Source organism: Candidatus Campbellbacteria bacterium, assembly GCA_024653945.1.
In the GTDB taxonomy this organism is placed as follows: Bacteria; Patescibacteriota; Minisyncoccia; order Phycocordibacterales; family EsbW-18; genus EsbW-18.
This window is the reverse complement of the sequence record JANLIT010000002.1, coordinates 146,806-166,497: the sequence shown is the minus strand read 5'-3', so window position 1 is coordinate 166,497 and position 19,692 is coordinate 146,806. Positions and strand designations below refer to the sequence as shown.

28 protein-coding genes and 7 tRNA genes are annotated in these 19,692 nt (G+C 43.7%); 11 read left to right on the top strand and 24 right to left on the bottom strand.

Annotation, left to right across the window (positions count from 1 at the left end; genetic code table 11):
- Nucleotides 1–39: 39 nt before the first annotated feature.
- The 4 genes from NUW02_01370 to NUW02_01355 all read right to left on the bottom strand — a co-directional run bounded on the left by NUW02_01370 (nucleotide 40) and on the right by NUW02_01355 (nucleotide 2,627).
- The gene (locus tag NUW02_01370; GenBank protein MCR4274680.1) at nucleotides 40–387 is read right to left on the bottom strand and encodes a hypothetical protein; all 348 of its coding nucleotides are present in this window, start codon (nucleotides 385–387) and stop codon (nucleotides 40–42) included.
- Nucleotides 388–492: 105 nt separating this feature from the next.
- On the bottom strand, nucleotides 493–1,179 hold the full coding sequence (gene pyrF, locus NUW02_01365; GenBank protein MCR4274679.1) for an orotidine-5'-phosphate decarboxylase: 687 nt from the start codon (nucleotides 1,177–1,179) through the stop codon (nucleotides 493–495).
- 267 nt (nucleotides 1,180–1,446) lie between these two features.
- Entirely contained in the window at nucleotides 1,447–1,926 is a 480-nt protein-coding gene (locus NUW02_01360; protein MCR4274678.1) for a pentapeptide repeat-containing protein, read from the bottom strand.
- A gap of 11 nt (nucleotides 1,927–1,937) precedes the next feature.
- Nucleotides 1,938–2,627: an SDR family oxidoreductase gene (locus NUW02_01355; protein MCR4274677.1), complete on the bottom strand. Its 690-nt coding sequence runs from the start codon at nucleotides 2,625–2,627 to the stop codon at nucleotides 1,938–1,940.
- A gap of 224 nt (nucleotides 2,628–2,851) precedes the next feature.
- On the opposite strand from NUW02_01355, the gene NUW02_01350 reads away from it, so the two are divergent.
- Together NUW02_01350 and NUW02_01345 are read left to right on the top strand one after the other, a co-directional pair.
- On the top strand, nucleotides 2,852–3,106 hold the full coding sequence (locus NUW02_01350) for a helix-turn-helix domain-containing protein (GenBank protein MCR4274676.1): 255 nt from the start codon (nucleotides 2,852–2,854) through the stop codon (nucleotides 3,104–3,106).
- A gap of 17 nt (nucleotides 3,107–3,123) precedes the next feature.
- Complete coding sequence (locus NUW02_01345) at nucleotides 3,124–3,531, top strand: type II toxin-antitoxin system death-on-curing family toxin (protein ID MCR4274675.1); 408 nt, start codon at nucleotides 3,124–3,126, stop codon at nucleotides 3,529–3,531.
- Between the two features lie 37 nt (nucleotides 3,532–3,568).
- Here the strand turns inward: NUW02_01345 and NUW02_01340 are convergent.
- Together NUW02_01340 and NUW02_01335 are read right to left on the bottom strand one after the other, a co-directional pair.
- Nucleotides 3,569–3,642: transfer RNA gene (locus tag NUW02_01340), tRNA-His, on the bottom strand.
- Between the two features lie 94 nt (nucleotides 3,643–3,736).
- Complete coding sequence (locus tag NUW02_01335) at nucleotides 3,737–4,819, bottom strand: DUF2914 domain-containing protein (GenBank protein ID MCR4274674.1); 1,083 nt, start codon at nucleotides 4,817–4,819, stop codon at nucleotides 3,737–3,739.
- 75 nt (nucleotides 4,820–4,894) lie between these two features.
- On the opposite strand from NUW02_01335, the gene NUW02_01330 reads away from it, so the two are divergent.
- Nucleotides 4,895–4,978 (top strand) — tRNA-Leu (locus tag NUW02_01330).
- A 46-nt stretch (nucleotides 4,979–5,024) separates the two neighbouring features.
- Here the strand turns inward: NUW02_01330 and rplS are convergent.
- The 15 genes from rplS to NUW02_01255 all read right to left on the bottom strand — a co-directional run bounded on the left by rplS (nucleotide 5,025) and on the right by NUW02_01255 (nucleotide 12,693).
- The gene (gene rplS, locus NUW02_01325; protein MCR4274673.1) at nucleotides 5,025–5,426 is read right to left on the bottom strand and encodes a 50S ribosomal protein L19; all 402 of its coding nucleotides are present in this window, start codon (nucleotides 5,424–5,426) and stop codon (nucleotides 5,025–5,027) included.
- A gap of 209 nt (nucleotides 5,427–5,635) precedes the next feature.
- The gene (locus tag NUW02_01320; GenBank protein ID MCR4274672.1) at nucleotides 5,636–6,361 is read right to left on the bottom strand and encodes an RluA family pseudouridine synthase; all 726 of its coding nucleotides are present in this window, start codon (nucleotides 6,359–6,361) and stop codon (nucleotides 5,636–5,638) included.
- A gap of 103 nt (nucleotides 6,362–6,464) precedes the next feature.
- Nucleotides 6,465–6,734 carry an acylphosphatase gene (locus NUW02_01315; GenBank protein MCR4274671.1) on the bottom strand — a complete coding sequence of 90 codons (270 nt, stop codon included), beginning with the start codon at nucleotides 6,732–6,734 and terminating at the stop codon, nucleotides 6,465–6,467.
- A 220-nt stretch (nucleotides 6,735–6,954) separates the two neighbouring features.
- A tRNA-Val gene (locus tag NUW02_01310) sits at nucleotides 6,955–7,027 on the bottom strand.
- 50 nt (nucleotides 7,028–7,077) lie between these two features.
- A tRNA-Arg gene (locus NUW02_01305) sits at nucleotides 7,078–7,149 on the bottom strand.
- A 263-nt stretch (nucleotides 7,150–7,412) separates the two neighbouring features.
- Nucleotides 7,413–7,730 (bottom strand): hypothetical protein, encoded by a 318-nt coding sequence (locus tag NUW02_01300; GenBank protein MCR4274670.1) that lies wholly within the window; start codon nucleotides 7,728–7,730, stop codon nucleotides 7,413–7,415.
- A gap of 2 nt (nucleotides 7,731–7,732) precedes the next feature.
- Entirely contained in the window at nucleotides 7,733–8,287 is a 555-nt protein-coding gene (locus NUW02_01295) for a hypothetical protein (protein MCR4274669.1), read from the bottom strand.
- Nucleotides 8,284–8,931, bottom strand: a complete 648-nt coding sequence (locus NUW02_01290) for a PilN domain-containing protein (GenBank protein ID MCR4274668.1) — start codon at nucleotides 8,929–8,931, stop codon at nucleotides 8,284–8,286. Before NUW02_01290 ends, NUW02_01295 begins: the two co-directional genes overlap by 4 nt.
- Nucleotides 8,932–8,995: 64 nt before the next feature.
- Nucleotides 8,996–10,096, bottom strand: coding sequence for a pilus assembly protein PilM (gene pilM, locus NUW02_01285; protein MCR4274667.1), 1,101 nt, complete (start codon nucleotides 10,094–10,096; stop codon nucleotides 8,996–8,998).
- Nucleotides 10,097–10,105: 9 nt separating this feature from the next.
- On the bottom strand, nucleotides 10,106–10,444 hold the full coding sequence (locus tag NUW02_01280) for a methionine--tRNA ligase subunit beta (protein ID MCR4274666.1): 339 nt from the start codon (nucleotides 10,442–10,444) through the stop codon (nucleotides 10,106–10,108).
- 75 nt (nucleotides 10,445–10,519) lie between these two features.
- Entirely contained in the window at nucleotides 10,520–10,912 is a 393-nt protein-coding gene (gene ruvX / locus NUW02_01275) for a Holliday junction resolvase RuvX (protein MCR4274665.1), read from the bottom strand.
- Nucleotides 10,909–11,220: a hypothetical protein gene (locus NUW02_01270; protein MCR4274664.1), complete on the bottom strand. Its 312-nt coding sequence runs from the start codon at nucleotides 11,218–11,220 to the stop codon at nucleotides 10,909–10,911. The genes ruvX and NUW02_01270 overlap by 4 nt, the downstream gene beginning before the upstream one ends.
- A 25-nt stretch (nucleotides 11,221–11,245) precedes the next feature.
- On the bottom strand, nucleotides 11,246–11,935 hold the full coding sequence (locus NUW02_01265) for a hypothetical protein (GenBank protein ID MCR4274663.1): 690 nt from the start codon (nucleotides 11,933–11,935) through the stop codon (nucleotides 11,246–11,248).
- 14 nt (nucleotides 11,936–11,949) lie between these two features.
- A tRNA-Arg gene (locus tag NUW02_01260) sits at nucleotides 11,950–12,021 on the bottom strand.
- Between the two features lie 213 nt (nucleotides 12,022–12,234).
- A complete protein-coding gene (locus NUW02_01255) occupies nucleotides 12,235–12,693 on the bottom strand; it encodes a hypothetical protein (GenBank protein MCR4274662.1) in 459 nt (152 codons plus the stop codon).
- A gap of 63 nt (nucleotides 12,694–12,756) precedes the next feature.
- Between NUW02_01255 and NUW02_01250 the strand changes: the two genes are divergently transcribed.
- A tRNA-Ser gene (locus NUW02_01250) sits at nucleotides 12,757–12,846 on the top strand.
- Between the two features lies 1 nt (nucleotide 12,847).
- Nucleotides 12,848–13,423 carry a VTT domain-containing protein gene (locus NUW02_01245; protein MCR4274661.1) on the top strand — a complete coding sequence of 192 codons (576 nt, stop codon included), beginning with the start codon at nucleotides 12,848–12,850 and terminating at the stop codon, nucleotides 13,421–13,423.
- A gap of 439 nt (nucleotides 13,424–13,862) precedes the next feature.
- Here the strand turns inward: NUW02_01245 and rpsT are convergent, their stop codons facing one another.
- On the bottom strand, nucleotides 13,863–14,129 hold the full coding sequence (gene rpsT / locus NUW02_01240; GenBank protein MCR4274660.1) for a 30S ribosomal protein S20: 267 nt from the start codon (nucleotides 14,127–14,129) through the stop codon (nucleotides 13,863–13,865).
- Between the two features lie 139 nt (nucleotides 14,130–14,268).
- On the opposite strand from rpsT, the gene ruvA reads away from it, so the two are divergent.
- The 4 genes from ruvA (at nucleotide 14,269) to NUW02_01220 (ending at nucleotide 17,572) form a co-directional block, all read left to right on the top strand.
- On the top strand, nucleotides 14,269–14,838 hold the full coding sequence (ruvA, locus tag NUW02_01235; protein MCR4274659.1) for a Holliday junction branch migration protein RuvA: 570 nt from the start codon (nucleotides 14,269–14,271) through the stop codon (nucleotides 14,836–14,838).
- Between the two features lie 50 nt (nucleotides 14,839–14,888).
- On the top strand, nucleotides 14,889–16,178 hold the full coding sequence (murE, locus tag NUW02_01230) for a UDP-N-acetylmuramyl-tripeptide synthetase (GenBank protein ID MCR4274658.1): 1,290 nt from the start codon (nucleotides 14,889–14,891) through the stop codon (nucleotides 16,176–16,178).
- A 48-nt stretch (nucleotides 16,179–16,226) separates the two neighbouring features.
- The gene (locus NUW02_01225; protein MCR4274657.1) at nucleotides 16,227–17,201 is read left to right on the top strand and encodes a hypothetical protein; all 975 of its coding nucleotides are present in this window, start codon (nucleotides 16,227–16,229) and stop codon (nucleotides 17,199–17,201) included.
- 77 nt (nucleotides 17,202–17,278) lie between these two features.
- The gene (locus NUW02_01220) at nucleotides 17,279–17,572 is read left to right on the top strand and encodes a hypothetical protein (GenBank protein ID MCR4274656.1); all 294 of its coding nucleotides are present in this window, start codon (nucleotides 17,279–17,281) and stop codon (nucleotides 17,570–17,572) included.
- 116 nt (nucleotides 17,573–17,688) lie between these two features.
- On the opposite strand, the gene NUW02_01215 is transcribed toward NUW02_01220, so the two are convergent.
- Nucleotides 17,689–18,144: a TrmH family RNA methyltransferase gene (locus tag NUW02_01215; GenBank protein ID MCR4274655.1), complete on the bottom strand. Its 456-nt coding sequence runs from the start codon at nucleotides 18,142–18,144 to the stop codon at nucleotides 17,689–17,691.
- A gap of 120 nt (nucleotides 18,145–18,264) precedes the next feature.
- Between NUW02_01215 and NUW02_01210 the strand changes: the two genes are divergently transcribed.
- Nucleotides 18,265–18,338, top strand: a tRNA-Lys gene (locus NUW02_01210).
- Between the two features lie 4 nt (nucleotides 18,339–18,342).
- Entirely contained in the window at nucleotides 18,343–18,990 is a 648-nt protein-coding gene (locus NUW02_01205; GenBank protein MCR4274654.1) for an HD domain-containing protein, read from the top strand.
- Here the strand turns inward: NUW02_01205 and NUW02_01200 are convergent.
- Nucleotides 18,974–19,678 (bottom strand): hypothetical protein, encoded by a 705-nt coding sequence (locus NUW02_01200; GenBank protein MCR4274653.1) that lies wholly within the window; start codon nucleotides 19,676–19,678, stop codon nucleotides 18,974–18,976. The two genes, NUW02_01205 and NUW02_01200, sit on opposite strands and share 17 nt — an antisense overlap.
- Between the last annotated feature and the right edge of the window lie 14 nt (nucleotides 19,679–19,692).

Sequence of the window (19,692 nt, the reverse complement as noted above, 5' to 3'; positions counted from 1 at the left end):
TCCGTACCTGAACTTTTGTTCTGCAAAAGTTCAGTGTTTTTACAAAAAGAAAGCGCGGACAAAAATACCAACACGAGTAATAATGACAAATCCAATTCCCCATGCAAATGGTAACCAATATGGAATACCAAATAGAGATGCACGTGACCATTTCTGTTGCGATCCAAGTTTTCGTAATCCAATCTCAATTACCAAACCAAAAGCAAGACCGAGTAGGAAAAGTGCTATTTCACCCACGTTGTAATGCAATGCAAAAATACCTCCGCTGAGAAATATCACAGTAAGCGTTAGTGCTTTTTCGCTTGTCTTGCCCGTTGCTTGTACGACAAAAAAGAGAACAAATCCAATAAACGGTACTACGACATCTAAAGGAAGTACTGTGTTCATACTAAAAGTATACCCGACTAAAATTATTTTTATAGTCTAAAAAAGAAAAACCGCCCTCCCAACGGTTTTTCTTTTCGTTGGTGGACGGTTTGAACCAAAAAAGCTTCAGATTACCTCGGCGATCTCTTCTTCGAGCTGGGCGAGAGCGGCGACAGGATCGGGCGCCTTTGTGAGTTGGCGACCCACAACGAGGTAGGACGCACCGGCGTTGAGTGCCGCGAGGGGCGTATCAACACGCTGTTGGTCGCCGGCATCCTTACCGACGGAACGAACTCCCGGCGTCACGAGAGTGAGACCTTTGAGCTCGGGACGTTTGGAGAGAATGCCGACTTCCTTCGGCGAACAGACAACACCTTGCATGCCGGCAAGCTTGGCCATGCGCGCGAGGTAGAGCACTGCCGCCTTGGACGGCTGCCCATGTAATAGATGCGTCTCCTCTTCCGAGAGAGAGGTGAGAACCGTAATCGCAAAGATCTCGGGAATACCGCTCTGAAGTGCGGCCATCATCATTTCGATACCACCCGATGCATGCACCGTGATGATGTCTGCACCTGCGTCGGCGAATGCCTGAGCACGAAGCCTGACCGTGTTCGGGATGTCGTGAAGTTTCGCGTCAACCCAGACGCGTCGCGCACCTGCCTTGTGAAGCTGGGTGACGATGGACGGGTCCATATCGTACAGGTTGTGAACCTTGAACGCATAGACCTGTTGCCCGATGGCGCGCGCCAAATCCAAGCACGCACCGAGAGGAAGCTCGTCTGTGGCTACGATAACCTTCTCACTCACGCTCATGTCACGTCTCCTAGGTTGGTGGTGGGGTGAAGCTGACGAGGAACAATTTCTTCTGGTGAGGATAGTATTCCTAATTACCAGTAAGAGCAATGTTTTAAAAAAATAAATTTTTTAGACCTAATTTTCAATTTTAAACCCCAATAGTGTGGCAAGATATAGGGCCTGCCCCGTATTGACAGTAATACTGTTGAGTGAGTTTTTGTCTATCACAATTCCTTCAATATCTGCGTCTTTAAAACTAATGTTTTTTAATTTTGTTTGGGAAAATTATGAATTCCTAAGACTGCAATCCTTAAACACAACATTCTCCATACTAGCCCCCATGAAGTCGGCATTTTCTAAATCACAACCAAGAAAAACCACATCTTTTATTTTTGCAAACCTAAATGATACATCTGCACACTTTGATTTCTCAATCATCACATCACGGACAACACACCCCATAAACTGTGTCCCTTGGAAACGACTTTTTGTTATTAAAACTCTTTCAAAATAAGTTTGTTCAAAGGAAGCTCCGGCAAAGTTAGCACCTGTGAGGGTTGAATCAATACATTGTATATCTTTTACTTTTGAGGATTGAAAGGAGATGTCTTCTAGGGCGCTGGTATCAATTTTTATATCTTCAATATTCTGATTTTCTAAAGAACCACCAACAATAAAAACACCCTCAAGTTCCGTCACGGAAATATTCGTAAAAGTTTTCTTTTTCAGAATACCTTTATTTAAAACGGGTTTTCTTATTTCCATATCAGAAGTACTTACCACGGCAATTCTTTGTCTCTAAACCAAAAGTGTCCTGTTTCAGGTTGAGAGAGGGCAAGAGTATAGATTCCATCAGCGGCATCTTCCGGTGTTACATCGGCCTCTTGTCCACCCATGTCGGTCTTTACCCACCCAGGATGAACTGCAGAAACAATCGCCTTCCCTTTCAACCTCTCTGAAAGTGTTTTGACATACATATTGAGAGCGGCCTTTGAAATTTTGTATGCAGGATAGTGTCCAGGAAAATGACTCTCGGTCGCTACTTGAGTGATTGAGCCAGCCGAGGAGGTGATGGTTAGAAGATGGGCTCCCTCAGACAAAAGAGAAATGGCTTTTTCAGTAAAACCAATCGTGCCGATAAGATTTACTTCTAACGTTCCTCGCAGTTTGTCCATAACAACTACCGTCTCGTCTTCATCAAGAAGCACGCCGATGTTATTAATGAGAATATCTATCGTATGCCCTGTATTTTTAATGTCTGCAACGCATTTCTCTATACTTTCTTCACTTCGTATATCTAGATGAAACACGGAGAGGTTTGGATCAGAAAAATCAACGGCACCCGTTAGTGCTGTACCAATAACACGGTTTCCTTCCGCGAGAAATTTTTGCGCAAGCGCCTTCCCAATTCCTTTGCCTATTCCCGTAATGAGAATTGTTTTTGTTTTGTGTGAACGCTCTTCCATACCATACCAAAAGTATACCAGTTCAAACTACAATTAGAGTACTTGGACAAATCACCAACTTCCAACATCCCTGCCTGCCGGCAGGCAGGTAACCACTAACTTCCACTATTTGGGGGTGGCTATCTCGAGCTGGAACTAATGAGGAAAAGGGGTCTGACCCCATTCCCCCACGAGCCCCTTTTTAAAGCCTTATTTCGTATAGTAACATATGTTACTATACGAATATGAACAGAAAATTTTATTCCACGGCAGAGGTAGCAAAAATATTGCACTTAAGTCGTGTGGAGGTTTTTAGAAAAATAAAGAGTAAAAGACTAAGGGCCGAAAAAATAGGACGTAATTATGTAATCGCCCACGAAGATCTTTTGGAAGCGTTGGGTCAGGCTGTTGGTTCAAGTAGAAAACAAAAAATTGAAACGGCAGTGAAAAAGGCCGTGAAAGAGTACGGAGGAGCATTCAGGAGATTGGCCAAGGAATGAAAACAAAACCTATCACAATGGCAGAGGTGGAATTTACTGCTTTTGCGTTAGCAAAAGAGCTAATGACATGGGATGAGCCGATACCTGACTTTAGGACACGTCTTCCCAACGCGCTTGAAAGTTGTTTAGATGTTCCATTTACCAGCTTTGACCAAAAAGATATGTATAGAGGGTTGGTTGAAAAATCAACGATGTTGTTTTATTTGATGATAAAAAATCATCCATTTCAAAACGGCAATAAAAGAGTCGCTATTATGACACTACTTGTTTTTCTAGCACACAATAATAAATGGATAAAGATGGATCAGAACGATTTATATAATTTTGCAGTTGGTATTGCAAAAAGCCGTCCGACGTCACGTGAAAAAGTGTTACAAAATATCCGGGTAACGATAAAAAAATACCTTATAAACTTTATCCAGTAGGGTCACAACCCTTGCTCGACCAGAACCTACCTCTAATTGGGGTGCCTAGAGAGAATCGAACTCTCGACACCGCTGCCACAGAGCGGAGTTTTACCACTAAACTATAGGCACCATATTTCGACTCGCCGAGGACGGGCTCTGGCTCGCTCAAGACAAGTTGTGGGGATACTGTACCAAAAAACCTTCAGTAAAGCGACAAAAAAAATTATTTCTCAATAAGTTGTTGGGGTTGCGTTGCACCAACATCAACAATATCAAAACGTACACGTCCAATGACTTGACCACGAGATGTTTCCACAGACACGCGCCACGCACCCGCTCCCAGATTTTCTTTCATAGAATATCCTCGGTATCCCCCATCACTGCCTCCGGTAATTGGAAATGAAATTCTGCTTGCCGTCTTCCACGAATTTCCTTCTTTATACTGCCAGTTATGAACGATTGCCGTGGAAAGCTTCGTTGGTGCAAACACCGATGTCCATATATACACCGGCTCACCAGGTGTTCTGTGGTAGATTTCAGACAATTGGAAGTAATCAGAAAGTGAATGTGGCTCAACTGAAAGTCGGTATCCATCGTCAACACGTACAACGCTGTGTGCTACGGCAAAATCTTTAAGTGCCAGTGGCACAGGAGGAATAATATTGGTGATATAGGCAATCATGTACACAATGGTAATGATGCCAATACTCTGCATGAGCACGTGTCGAACTTCGTATACATGCTCTCGAGAAAAAAAAGTGAGCAGTAAAATAAAACAGTACACAAGAATAATACTGACAGACACACTAAGTAGAAATGGAAGAACTCCAATTGAGTGAAGAACCACAGGAACAATCAGAACACTGAATGAAAGGAGTGCAATGAAAAAAATACTCACACGAAACACCATTCGCTCATATCGCGCACGAAATGTTTCATTACCGATAAGCATTCCAATAAGAAACAAAATGAATGGCCAACTTGCCGAAAAAGATGCACTTCGAGAATAAAAAACAACAAGCGCACTGAATAAACCACCGAACACAATCTGCATGATGAGTGGTGCTATTGTTACTGCCCACAAAAGAACGGGGTGGCCAGCAATTCGTGTTTCTTGCAACGCAAGAATAATAATACAAAAACCAACAATACAGAGATATATAAAAAGAACGAGTTGGTTTGAGAGAAGATCAATACGACTCAGTGTGAGTGAATCCATCACAAAACCAAACACAAGCGCGACCGCCGACAGTGGACGTTCGTGTCGCTCTAAGTAATCTTTTACTCTATGAAATGTCTCTCGCATATATGTAGAATAGCACCGAACCAAAATCTGTGTTCTCTTCCCTGTTTTTCAACTTTAGTTTATACTGCCCTCACCGCGCAGGTGGCGAAATTGGTAGACGCACTACCTTGAGGTGGTAGCGCCCGCAAGGGCTTGGAGGTTCAAATCCTCTCCTGCGCACAGAACGAAAAACAGCCCCGACGTTACGTCGGGGCTGTTTCTTTTTTTATTTTGTATCTTCTACGGCTACCTCTGCCACCACTTCGTCTACTACTTCATCTTTTGCAGTGCCTGTTGAAATGTTGACGGTGTGCATCTTGCGCATTTGTCGGCGAATTTCACGCGCCGCCTTGTCACGAATATCGTACAACTTCGCACGGCGTGTCTTCACACGGCGAGTGATTTCAATTTTATCGATTGCAGGAGAATAGAGAGGGAAGATTTTCTCAACACCATAGCCACCAGACACACGTCGTACGGTGAATGTTGCTCCCGCCGTTGTACCTCCCTTTCGAGCAAGAATCGTACCTTCAAACGCCTGGAGGCGTGTTTTTCCCTTTTCTTCAACTTTTACCCAGACACGAACTGTATCACCTGCTCGTAGAGGAAGGGCTTTTCGTTCGTCCATATTTATTGGTGATATTTTGGTTGTTTTTTGTGCCATATTTCGTAAAGAAACCATACTCTAGCACGACTCTAAAAAAACGGCAAGAATGAAGTACCCGTGTTATTGCTTGGTGATTAGTCATCAAAAACTCTTATTCTATAGAATTATAGAATTTGCGATGTTTGGTATTGTGCAAACATAGTAAAAAACCACTAGAGTCATGGGAGATTCTATTTACCCTCTTTTTTGAGAATTTTTTCTGCACGAACAAAATCAGGAGGAAGGGGCGCCTCAACGGTCTTGATTGTTCCCGATGGAAGCATGAGCGAGAGTGAGCATGCATGAAGTGCGAGGCGTTCAAAGCCGAGCGCTGCTTCTTGTTTGGGTGCGTATAAACGGTCACAAATGACCGGATGATTGATTGCTTTGAGGTGCACGCGGATTTGGTGCGTTCGTCCTGTTTTTGGGCGTAGTTCAAGGTATGAATGTTCTGTTCCCCGCTGCAGTACATCGTAGTGTGTAATTGCATCACGCATTACACCTCGAGCTCCTCTCTGTGCTGACCATAGGCGCGGGTCAGTTCTACTTTTTCCAATCGGACGGTTGATGACATCTGTATCTTTTTTCACGCTTCCGTACACAAATGCTCGATACACTTTTGTTGCCTCTCGTTCCTGAAACACACACTTGAGATGCACAAACGCATCTTCTGTTTTTGCAATCACAAGCACACCCGATGTGTCAGCATCAAGACGATGCACAATTCCTGGACGGTCTACCATCATGCCGTTAGAAAGCATTTGTGGCTCACCCACCGTCGCGCTGTCGGGATAGTGTTCAATAACCCAATCCACCAGCGTTTGACCTTTTCCGCGCCCGTCTTCGTGCACCATCACACCAGAGGGCTTGTTGATAAACACAACATCATCGTCTTCGTAGAGAATTTTTATATTCATAGTAAATTCGAAATATGAATATCGAAATTCGAAAAACTGTTTTTGAAATTCAAGATATTCGTACTTGTTTCGATTTTTGTAATTCGGTATTCGTGCTTACAGTTTACACTATAGAAAACTCTGTAAACTGTTCTGTTGGTTCTCTCCATAGTACCTGTACATCACGAACGTGTGCAAGAAACGGACCTTTGTGCAAGTGTTCTATGAGTCGCTCCAGTTTATCTTCTGGCCCTTGCGCAACCACCCTCAATTCGCCAACACCTTGGTTCTGCACAAAACCCTGAAGCCACAGTGCGTTGGCATGTCGTGAGACGAACTCTCGAAATCCAACATTTTGAACCTTACCTATTACAACTGCCTCTATCTCGTTCATGACCCTAGTATGACCCTTAAAGATAAAAAGTTAATATACCCAAAATAGAAAAACACCCTCTCGGGTGTTTTTGGTGGGCGCTGAGGGATTCGGTCACGGATACTTTTCTGTTGAAAAGTTCCGCGACCCCGTCTCGACACGTCTGTCTCTGACCTTCGAATCCCCACCGCCTCTACAAAACATAAACCTCCACTACATACGTAGCGGAGGCACTGTTTTGTGGGCGCTGAGGGATTCGAACCCCCGACCTTCTCTGTGTAAAAGAGTTGCTCTACCAACTGAGCTAAGCGCCCGACTGACCAATTATACATATTTTTTTCTGCCTGTCTTCTTCTTTTTCTTGTCCTCCCGGCAGGAATCGAACCTACATTAAGAGCTTAGAAGTCTCCTGTTTTATCCATTAAACTACGGGAGGAAAATGAGGGTGACACGCATGAGTCATAGAGCGTAGCGTTCGAGGAGAGAACAAAAAAGAAAGCCTGTTTTCTTTTTTGTTCGATTCCGAGGACGTGGGAGCTCGAGCTTATATGTGGTCCGAGTGACCTCCCGCATGGTACTCCATACAGGAGGGACACGCCTACCCTATCACAAAAACTTCCCTTTTACCTTCACAAACTTTTTATGAAAATTTTAATACCCCAACATACCAACCTCCACATACTAGCTACTATTTTCTGTTTACTTCGGCTCTGGAATAGAAACGCCATTTGTTTTTCTGTATTCAAATTCAACCACACGACGAGAAAAAGCCTCGAGGGTTTTTTGTACGCTCGCTCGGTCAACATCATCCGCCTGTTCAACCTCAACTGGCACAATGATTGATTGATTCATGTTTTGTATCCGAGAAAAGAAAATAAGCGAGAGTGTGATTCCAAAAATGTTCAATACTATTACAACACACAGAAGTCGGACCCAGAGACCCGCGGCTGTTTGTGCAACAAAAAACGTATGCGCTTTTTTCTTTATGTATAACCAAACTGTCTGAAGTGATGACATACTTATTTTTTAAGTACTATAGATAACGACGCTCGAACGGTCCATGGTAAAACGGTAGTAGACCCTCCCTCTTTTTGAGATGTGTCGAGAGTTATTTGGCTTGCTTTTGCTTGATACGGAAGCGAATCAAGCAGTCCTATAAGGTTCATCATTTTTTTCCACGAACCTGTTGAAAAAATACTCACCACAAACGTTCCTTCACGCGTCTTTGGGTCCTCATCATCTACCTGAACCTGCACAACAGACACCAGGGCTCCAATGGTGCGACCAAACCCCTCAATTTCTTCAATAATAGAAATCACGTCGTCAGGAGTTTTAAAAAAAGTTTTTACAACTTCACGCTCTTCTTTGAGACTAGCAATCACCCCCGCTGTGTCACGAACCCGTCGTTCGCGTTCAACCTGAACAAGTAGTTCTTCTTGTGTAAGAATGATTTGATTGTGGTATTGATTGGTCAAAAGAATGGCCCACACATATGCACCAACAAGACCTACCGCAAGAAGGGCAAACACAAACACAGCGTACCGTCGTTTCGTTTTTTCTGTTACCTTTTTCATGGTGTTATTTTTTCTATCAGCGCACCTGTTGTCGCTGATGTCCCTGTGCCCATTTCAGGCAACGGCACGTTCGTTCTTGGTGTCCCCGCGTATTCAACAACGTCTCCTGCCATCTCCAACAAAAGTGTTACAGTAAAATCAATATCTACACTTCGTGCCAAACTTGAAACAGGAATATCAACGCGTGAGAATAGTGGAGATGAACGCAACGAATCGCCGAGAGACGTCAATGCATTTCGTGTTTGTGCAATTCCTTTAAGTGTTACTGATATCTCTTTTTTTTGAGTACTGTATGTTATTTGTTGAAGAGAAACCCCATTTGGAATTCGTGGCATCACCTCTTGAAGAATTGACGTCAAAGATCTCTGTGATAACACATCTTTCAAGAGGTCAGAGCGCGTTTGTATGTCTGTCAACACTTCTGTACCACTTTGTCGCCGTTGTAAATCAACAAGTGTTTTTGTGGCAACCAATTGGTCTGTAAATCCACCTACCGCAGACCGTGCGAGAATGAGCGACGGCGCAAGAAAAAATATCAAAAGAATCAATGAACAAATAGCAAATATCAAAACGACAAGGAGAGCCCTCCCGCGACGCTCCCACGCAACGATGTGTTGATTTTTTATTGGAAGCAAATTAACCACACCTCTAGTATACCGCGCACTTCTCCCTCAAAGATAATCAAAAGTGGGATAATTCTGTCATGTGCTACTCGTGCTCGTGAAGCGCAAGTCCTATTGCGGACGCATATCCAAGCGAATCATTGAATGGTATTTCTGGAACATATCCATCCAATGAAAAAGCATTTGTCCATACATTTCCAATTTCAACAGGTATATGTAACGCGTGCGCGAGATACTCTGGAAGACCTGCAATATTTGCATTACCACCCGAGAGAAACACCCTCTCAATGGGGATGTGAGATACGTTAGAATCTTTAATATCCTTGTGGGTTTGCCAATACACAATATAACGGTCAAGTTCCGTGGCAATACTCTTTGCAAAAGTTTCAAATCCCTGACGAATGGTTGCATCTCCAGAAAAATGCAATCCTTCCTGATTTTTTATTCGCACCATGTCTTCTTCGGTTGTGGCGGGAAGTGTTGCGAGTATGACATCACTTACGTTGTCCCCCCCGATATCTACTGTAGCTGTAAAACGAACGGCCTGTCCTCGTACAACTGAAATTCCAGACCTTGTTCTTCCAACATCAACAACCATACATGCACCCACAAAACTTTTGGGGACAATGGCGCGAGCGATTGCCTGTGCCTCTATTTCAAGAGACAACGGTTCAAGTCCAGATGCAATAAGCAAATCTGCGTATTGTTGAGCAATTGCTTGAGGGTACGCAGAGACGGACACGAGTCGCTGACCAACAAAAAGAGACGCATCACGAACACTATCAAAATCAAACACCGCCTCGCTTGCTGTAAGTGGCACATTTTCCGCCAATTTAAATTCAAGAACTTCTTGTACTTCTTTTTTGGTGATACCAGTTGGAACGTATGATGGAAAAATGTATCCCTCTTCTTCAGGAAGCGATGCTCGCACAAAATGTAGCTTATATTTTTCTCGAAAAAGAGAGAGTACTTCTGTGAGTTTTTTTGCATCAACAACCTTACCACCAACAACAACCCCTTTTGGAATTTGCATTGACCCATACCCACTCAAACGCCTTCCGTGTGTGCGACTTTTTGAAAAGGTAATGTACTTCACCGAGTTGTCAGACACATCAATCCCCGCGGCGAGCATGGAGAGATACGCCGGTGTAGGAAAAAGAGAAAGAACTCGTGACGTAAATGTCATGACTTAATACTAACCCAAACGGGCGCCTGGCGGTATGTCTCTCTCGGGGACAATGAAAGAAAACTGTCGTTCTTCACCCTCACCCGTCGAGACAGCAAACAACATGCCGTTGCTTTCAAGTCCTTTAATGGTGCGGGGTTCAAGGTTTACTACAAATGCGGTTTTTTTGCCCACGAGTGTTTGTATATCAGCAACGTACTGTTTAATTCCAGAAATAATTTGACGTGGTGTCTCTTCACCAAAAGAAACAGTAAGTCTAAGGAGTTTGTCTGTCTCGGGAACTTCTTCTGCAGAAAGAATTTGTCCGATACGAATATCTGCGGTTTTTAATTGGTCGATGGTAATCATATGTTATGAATTATGTAACACGTAGCATGTAACGTGTAACACTATTATTCCACACATTTTGTTTCAAGTTACATGTTATCTGTTTTGTGCCCCCCTCTTTCTATCTAAAAATCTCTGCAAAATAATTGCGGCAGCCGATGCATCTATCATACTATTTGCACCCGTAAATCGTGTCGCCTCCTGTGAAGAAAACCACTCACGTTCAAACACAACTGGCACGTTTATTTCCTTCTCAAGTTTTTCTTTAAAACTCTGAATTGCAATCATGACAGGGTTATCTTTACCTTTTGTATCCGTTGAATGACCGATCACAATAATGTTCGCATTTTCTTTTGCAACAATGCCGGCAATGTCGGCTACGAGCGACTTTGTGTTTTGCAAAACCTCTCGCGGAAATGCAAGCGTTTCGCTTGTATCCGAGAGTGCAACCCCAACTCGTTTTGTTCCGTAATCAATGCCGAGAATCATGCTTGGGGTAGTTCTACTTTTTTCAAGTCAAGAAGCGCGATGACCTTTGTCTCTGCTTCTTCATATTTTTCAGCACGGGCAAGTTCTCGAATTTCTTCCCCCTCTGGAGTATCAGCGTCAATAATGGCACTTATATAATCCAAAATTTTCTTTCCGTGCTCATATGCGGAGTCCGAGTCAAAGGCCCTCTTGCCAATGCTTATGAGGATATTGTGTTGAAGCTTGCCACGGTACTCAAGCTCAAGACGTGTTGTTAGCACATCTGGAGTAGGCGGTATTTCGGGAATATATTGTTCAGAACTTTCCATATAGTTAGCCGATATGAGAGACCAATTAACCAAGATATTTTTCTAACAACGTCTCCCTACTCATGTGAGCCACCGAAACCGGTCTTTCTTCATCGCCGAAATGTTGGACTTTCGTTTTTTCATCCATTGGACCGTCAACTATAAAACCAGCTTTTTCTAAGAGACCGGGGTTTGATGCAACTATCCAAGACATGGCTTTAATTTCTTTTATTCTTTCGTCTTTTTTTGCCTGTTTTGCAAGCTCTTTCATTCCATCACGAAATGATTTTAGTATTCCGCCAAACCCTAAATTTCCCTTTGGTTCGACGTGAATAATCGCCACACCGTTTTGAAGGTCAAGGCTATAATACATAAGTTCACTCAATTTAATAGTTCCGAATCGTTGTATTCTTCTTTCTCGACGTATTTCTTCAAAAATTTCTGGGTGTTCTATTTTTTGGTCTATATATTTTTTTGTGGCACCAAAAACTATAGCAACAAATTCTTCCGGATCTTCTTGGTTCCACCCTTTCTTAATTTTTTCAATTATTATACTTGGATCCTCCCCAATAGCAGATACAAGAAATTGTATCTCAGAATACAGGCCCTCTATTTCTTCCTCATTTTTATCCTTAAAAAGTTTTAAAAGCCAAGTTTTTATTCTTTCGTATTCTTTGGTATACACCTCGGAATTTGGCCTTTGTTCTTTAGATATTGAGGATTCCTCAAATTTCATATAATTGTGTAGTGTGCCCCCGGTAGGAATCGAACCTACATCAGCAGCTCCGCAAGCTGCCGTCCTATCCGTTGAACGACGGGAGCGAAAAGAGGATGACACGCATGTGCGTAGAGCGAAGCGTTCGAGGAGAGAGTAAAAAAGAAAGCCTGTTTTCTTTTTTACTCGGGTCCGAGGACGTGGGAGCTCAAGCACATATGTGGTCCGACTGAGCTTCCGTATGGTACTCCATACAGGAGCGAATTTTCCACACGAGAGTCCAACACGCACACTCTAGCAAAAATGATGACGAGGCGCCACTAAAAACCAGCGAGCTCAACAATTCTATCAGAAAATGTTTCGTGCACCTCCTCTTCGTCTAGATACTGCAAAAGAGTATCGCGAACCTCATCGGTAGAAATATCAGCAAGGGGCACAATGATGTGGGGCATAAACATTTTTTGTGATTTAAGAAGAAGTCGATTTGGAATGAGGCGCTCATCTATCCAAAAAGACTCAAGCGTACGATACGGGAAAAGGGTGTCACCAATACGCACCCCTCTGTCTTGAATCTCACACTCTATGATATGCGGATGGCGAAGTGCATGTAAGCCGAGAGCAACCGCACCAACACCAATCACAACACCAAAAAGAAAATTTCCTAAAAAAATTGAAAGAATGACTCCCGCAATCGCAATAATACCGAGTCCCCAGAACCAATCGGAGCTCCGTGGTTTGTGTTCGTATTCCAATGTCTTCCACGCAAGGTGAATTTGCATACCTATAGCGTACCACATCTACACCTTGCTCAAAGAGGACTTTGTTAGTATCTTCTTGGTACTGGTGGGATGGCAGAGAGGTCTAACGCGCCGCACTTGAAATGCGGTGTCCCTTAACGGGGACCGTGAGTTCGAATCTCACTCCCACCGCCAGATGCACACACTATTTCTTCAGTATCTTCAGACATACCACGTATTCGCATACGTTCTCATTTTTGTTGGACTACTCATTGAAGGTGAGCTTACTCTTTTTCTTGCCGCCTTTCTTGTACACCAAGGTTCTTTGAACTTTTACGATATTCTCGCTATAACACTTCTTGGAGTTTTTATCGGTGATTTGTTGTGGTTCTTGCTCGGCACCAATCTTTCGCTCTCTAAAAAAATAAGCGCATGGGTTACCCGTGAAGCAGGACAATTTGACCATCTTTTTCATGCGCACATATTTAAATCACTTCTCATCACCCGTTTTCTATACGGTTTGAGTCGTCCAACACTTATTCGTATGGGAATGATTGGTGTTCCCATAAAGCAATTCCTTGAAGCAAACATAATCACCACGTTTGTGTGGTCATCCGTTATTTGGGTTTTGGCATACGTGCTCAGTGCCTCTCTCTTTTCAACACAACATTTTCTTCCACGACTTGAGGTTGGCATTGCGCTTATTATTGTCGTTATCATACTTCTCAATAAAGTTGCCCGACGTTTGATTGAAAAATATCTTGTTGAATAGATTCTAGATAAAAAAACAACCGCTCACGACGTGTGAGCGGCCTTGCGCGCCTTCTGCTTGGCGAGCCATGTACGTGCTTGAACCTTAGGAGGCTCCTTCCCCACGAACACCTTTCGTGGATCAAAGGGCGCCGGAAGACTGGTCCCCCGTTGTCTCCAGACATTGAAGTGAAGATAGATGTTCTCCGCCGAGCCCAAGGCGGTCTCGAGGACTCCCCACTCACATCGGTAAAGATTCCTCTTAACCCCATCGGAGCATCTTATTTCGTAACGCAGGTCCTCGTCGGAAGTCACTCTCCCGACTGCTTCCGAGGTATGTCCATTCTTCGGTTTGATATACCACACAGTCTTCCCCATGGCGTTTCTCCCCTTGGTTGAATCTGCCGAGACAATACCACCGCACAAACAAAAACACCAGCCCGAGGCTGGTGTTTTTAGAATTATTGCGATGATTTTTTAAGAAGTTTGGCAAGGCGTGATTTCTTTCGTGAAGCTGCATTCTTTTTGATAATACCGAGTTTTGCCGCCTTATCAATTGCCTGGTAGGCACTGGCGAGTTTTGCCTGCGCATCTTTTACACTACCCTTTCCTGTAAGATCGCGAATATCCTTCACCACTTCTTTCATGGCACGTGTACGACGCAAGTTAACCACACGCTTTCGTGCGGAACTGCGAAGTGCCTTTTTTGCTGCTTTGATTATTGGCATAGGAATTAGCTTCTTAGCTTGTAGCTTTTATAGCTTCTTAGTTTGTAGAGCGTAGTAAACATAGCAAGAAAAGTAGCAAGTAGCAAGTAGTAAAAGTTTTTGGATTTTGATATTTGGATTTTGAGCTTATACTTCATATATGATTTCCCACATTTCAGGCACAGCACTTCACACAGAACCAGGACTCATCGTTATTGATGTTGCTGGCATTGGCTACGGTGTTCATGTGGCACGCGACACGGCATCAAAAATAAAAATTGGTGACACGATTTCGTTGTGGACGCATATGGCGGTGCGCGAAACATCTATGGATTTGTTTGGATTTGCCGACCGCGACGAATTGGCATTTTTTGAAATGCTCTTAGCGGTACCGGGCATTGGTCCGAAGTCCGCTCTTGCCGTACTCTCGCTTGCAAGTGCCGAGACACTTCGACGTGCTATTGCTGAAGAAAATATTACCTACCTCACCAAAGTATCCGGCATTGGAAAGAAAACTGCAGAGCGCATTGTGGTAACGCTCAAAGACCGACTCGGCAGTCGCGGCGAGATGGGCGGAGAACTTCGTGAAGATGCTGATGTGGTGGAAGTGCTTGTGTCATTGGGTTACTCACAAACAGAGGCACGTGATGCGGTGAAAAAAATTGATGTATCAAAAATCGGCACAAACGAACGCATAAAAGAAGCCCTAAAAATTCTCGGTGGCAGGTAATCATCAAGGTTAAACCTCGATATATCGAGGTTTAACCTTGATAAACAAGCATGCTCAACAAAACTCTTCGGTTCATCAAACGGTTCATTCCCACAAAGCTGTTTACGGCATTGCAACCAATCTACCACTGGAAACTCGCCCTCCTCGGTACGCTTGTCTATCGCTTCCCTTCTCGCCATATCAAAGTTGTTGCCATCACCGGCACCAAAGGAAAATCAACAACAGCAGAGTTGGTAAATGCAATTCTTGAGTCCGCGGGATACACAACCGCGCTTCTTGGCACCATTCGTTTCAAAGTTGCCGACACCGAAACACGCAACCTCTACAAAATGACGATTCCGGGGCGATTTTTTGTGCAAAAGTTTCTGCGTAACGCAGTTACTGAGAAATGTGATTGGGCAATCATTGAAATGACGAGTGAGGGTGCGAAACAGTTCCGCCACAAATGGATTGCCATGGATGCGCTTATTTTTACCAATCTCGCGCCCGAACACCTTGAATCACACGGCTCATTTGAGAACTATCGCGATGCAAAATTGTCTGTCGCACAACAACTTGCACACTCACACAAACAAAATACTGCGATTATTGCAAACGCAGACGATGCTGAGGCACTTTCGTTTTTAGAGTGTGGCGCCAATCGTGCATTTCCTTTTCATCTTTCAGACGCAAAACCGTACAGCCAAACAAGCACGGGTTATGAGTTTGGATTTGGTGGAGAGCGTATCCATCTCGCTATTCCAGGACTTTTTAATGTGTATAACGCACTATCGGCTGCAACTTTTGCACAGAGCCAAAACATTCCACCCCAGAAAATAAAAGAGGGGCTAGAAAGTGTAACCAGCGTTCCTGGGCGTGCAGAATTTATACGAGAAGGCCAAGCGTTTGATGTGGTGGTGGACTACGCACACACACCTGATTCACTAAAAAGCATCTATGAGGCATTCTCTCTTTCTCGAGTTGTTGGTGTTCTTGGAAATACTGGAGGTGGACGCGACACATGGAAGCGCCCTGAAATGGCGCGTATTGCCGAAGCATCTTGCCAACATATTTTTCTCACCAACGAAGACCCATATGACGAAGACCCTCAAAAAATTCTAGAACAAATGGCGGAGGGTATACAAGATACATCAAAACTTTCTATTATTCTTGATAGACGAGAGGCCCTCCATGAAGCACTCGTACTGGCCCAAAAAATGGCTACAACAAACCCCCACGCGCGTGTTGCTGTTCTTATAACCGGCAAAGGTACCGACCCGTATATTATGGGTCCGAATGGGAGTAAAATACCTTGGGACGACGCAACGGTAGTCAGAGAAGAGTTGAAAAAACTAAACTAATCACCCCCATTCCAACTTCCCATATCCAACTTCCAACCTCTACTTTATATGAACGACCTCGTCAAATTTCTTTTTTTTATCATTGCGGCCGTCTTTTTTATCTCGTACGTACAAGAAACTGTTCCCGTCCTTAATAATTCTTCGTCATACAGTTTTTTGGGTGGTACTGATTCTATTGAAAGTTCTGCGGCATACACCCGTTCATATGACAACAATAATGATGGCGTTGTCAGTGACGCAGAATACAAACAGGGCGAATTAAACCGTATTGAAGATGAAATTGCAAAAATTGCACGGGCGGTACAAGAGGCCCTTGATGAAAAAAACCAATCTGTATACCACGGAATGATTACTTTGAGCGCGGGTAATACCTACACACAAAATTCTCGTGATGAATATCTCATCATTGAAGCCAGTGGTGCAAATACTGCCCCGATTGTTATTTCTGGATGGAAACTTGAAAGTCTGGTTTCTGGTACTCGTGTTGCTATACCAAAAGGTGTTGCCGTTCTTGAAGGTAACCAGCCGTGGAAAAAAGAACAAAACGTCTTTCTTGCACCAGGCGAGCGGGCGATTATAAATTCGCGATACGCAGTTGGAATAAACACGGGATTTTTAGAAAACAAATGTACAGGATATTTGAACCGTAGTTACAACTTTAATCCAAGTATGTGGCAGTCGTGTCCCCTCCTAGAAGATGAAGACCTTGTGTCATTTGGCATTACACCAGACGCATTTGACGATGAAGAAGAATACGACGCGTGCATGGATGGCATTGAAAACACTGGTTCGTGTGACCGCGGAACCTATGCAAGCACCACCCCTAGTTTTTGTAGAGCTTTTATACGTACGTATTCCACATATGATGGATGTCTCGAACTACACAAAACAGATTCTGACTTTTTAGGAAATACGTGGCGACTCTTTTTGGGTTCAAGTAAGACTCTGTGGCGAGAAAGGCGTGAGGCAATCGCCCTTATTGATGACACGGGAAAAGTGGTTGATATTCTTGAATATCGTTAAATACTTGACGTAAGACACTAAATACTCTACAGTGCTTCCAGAAGTCAACTTTCGGCCACTTGGCTGAGGAGGTATGTATGATCAGATTCATTCAGGACAAGGGATGGGAAGATGTTGCAAAATCTGCCCCAACGGGCAGAGTTGTGAGGAATCAGAACAACGAGTTGTCCGGTGGTGTTATCAAGGGCCTCACGGTCGATACGAATCGAGAGCTCTTGGTGGTGGAGTTTGAGGACACGGGGAGTAATCCCCCCAGCCTTGGGACTTTCGAGATCCCTCTTTCGGTGACATTCTCCGAAGAAGGTGAAGGAAGCGAGCGTCACTTCAAGACCAAGCAAGGAGAGATGGTCCTCCAAATCTTCGTTCGGTAAGACGACAAGAGCGTGCAGAGGGGTAACACCCTCCCGCATTCTGGGGACTGCGAAGCATTGCGGTCCTTTTTTAATGTAACAGGAAACCCCGCAGGCTACTGCGGGGAGGACGTCATTTATCTAAAAAGAATAATGCCGACAGTAACAGATACGTTGAGTGATTCTTTTTTCCCGCGCATAGGAATTTCAATTATTTCATCACACATCTTGAGGATTTCTTTTGAAATACCAGCCACTTCCCCACCAAATACAAACGCGATCGGTCCCTGTACCGATATATCGGTACAGAGCTTTGAATGTGGGTTTTGCTCAACGGCAACAATCCAAACTCCATCTTGTTTTAGTTTTTCAATTACATCCTGTGTATTGTATGCATACTCCCACGCAGCGTTCTTTTCCGCACCAAGCGCAACTTTTGCCATATCTTTTCGCACGCGCCCGAATCGGTCCACTGGTATCGGCGTAAGTCCACACAAGTAGAGTTTCGTAACACCCGCAGCATCACAGGTACGGAAAATAGAACCGACATTATGCACGCTTCGAATGTTATCAAGGATGACGTATGTGTTCATGTAACATGTAGCATATAACATGTAGCATGTAACATATAGCACGTAACACAAAACATGAAGTAATGAAAAAGTTTGTCTGGAAGAAAATTTTGTTGTACAGTGTCCATGTTCCGCACTTAACCGCCCGTAGCTCAGCCTGGTAGAGCACCTCCCTTTTAAGGAGTGGGTCGTTGGTCCGAATCCAACCGGGCGGACAAGATGAAACCTATATCCATTTCTACAAAACTGTCCGACGAACAGATTATGGAAGCTGTGCGACAGATAAAAGTCGCCTATAAACTCAAGCGGACGCTGCGGTATGCATCGGATCGAGACCTTACAGTACACAACGAGTCCGTCGCCGAGCATGTGTTTGCGTTGCTTTTTCTTGCAGAATATTTTTTGCCTTTTGAGGACCCTGATGACAAACTAGACGTTCAAAAGCTATATCGAATTCTCTTGTTCCATGACTTTGGTGAGATAACACACGGAGACATCCCCTATCACTTGAAAACAAAAGTGGATGAGGAACGTGAACAAGCTGATGCGGAGGAGGTGTTTGCATCTCTACCTCCGTCTTTACGAGAGATTGGGCATGAAAGTTGGCGCGCATACACTGAAAAAGACGGTCGCGAAGCACGTTTTGCATATGCACTTGATAAGATTGAGCCACTATTTGAGCTTTTTGATCCAATCAATGAGCGCTCCTTGAAGCGCACCCACCACACATATCAAGACCATATCGAAAGAAAGAGGAAAGCGACCGAAGGTTTTCCTGTGATGCAAAAATTCGTTGAGGTCGTCAGCAAAGACATGCTCGAGCGGGATGTTTTTTGGAAAGAGGACACCTCTATAAATTCAAAATAAATTTTTCCAAAGCAATTTCAAGCGGTGGACCTTCACGACGTGCTTCGTGGTACAGCGTTACAAGTTCATGAGTTAACGTATGAATTTCTTCTTGAGAAAAAAGTTTCAAGGCACTTCGTGCTTTGGTAATAGTGAATGGTTTCATACCCTCAGTATCGCCTCTATCAACAAGTGCGAGGGTTTTAAATTGCCACCACACACTTCCAAAAATTTCTTCTGGAACCATTCCTTCGCGTAGTGCCTTTTGCAACACAGTCCATGCATTCTTTTTATCACGACGAACGCACGCGTCGGTAAGCGCAAAAATGTTGAATCTTTTTTTCTCTTCTTTAGGAAGATCGAGTTCCTGTACTTTGTTTGCATGTTCTTCAAAAACTTTTTGTAGTGGTGTTCCTATTTTTTCTTCCAAGATAACAAAAATATGTTTTGACTCAGCGAGGGCGGGTGCTAGCGACATAATTGCTTCATCAAATATTTCGTCACCAAGAGCAAACTCCAATACAACAATATATTTTGCTTCAAAAAGCCCAGTGCTTTCAAGAAGTTCTTTAAGACGTTCAATTGTTGCTCCTTCATCAACAAGACGAAACACTTGCGCACCGGGTCGCTTGATCGCGAGACCTGTAAGAATCTTTTTTGATTCCTCTCTCACCTTTTTTCTATCTGTTCCGTGTAGGACGTATAACATATAAATAGAGACTA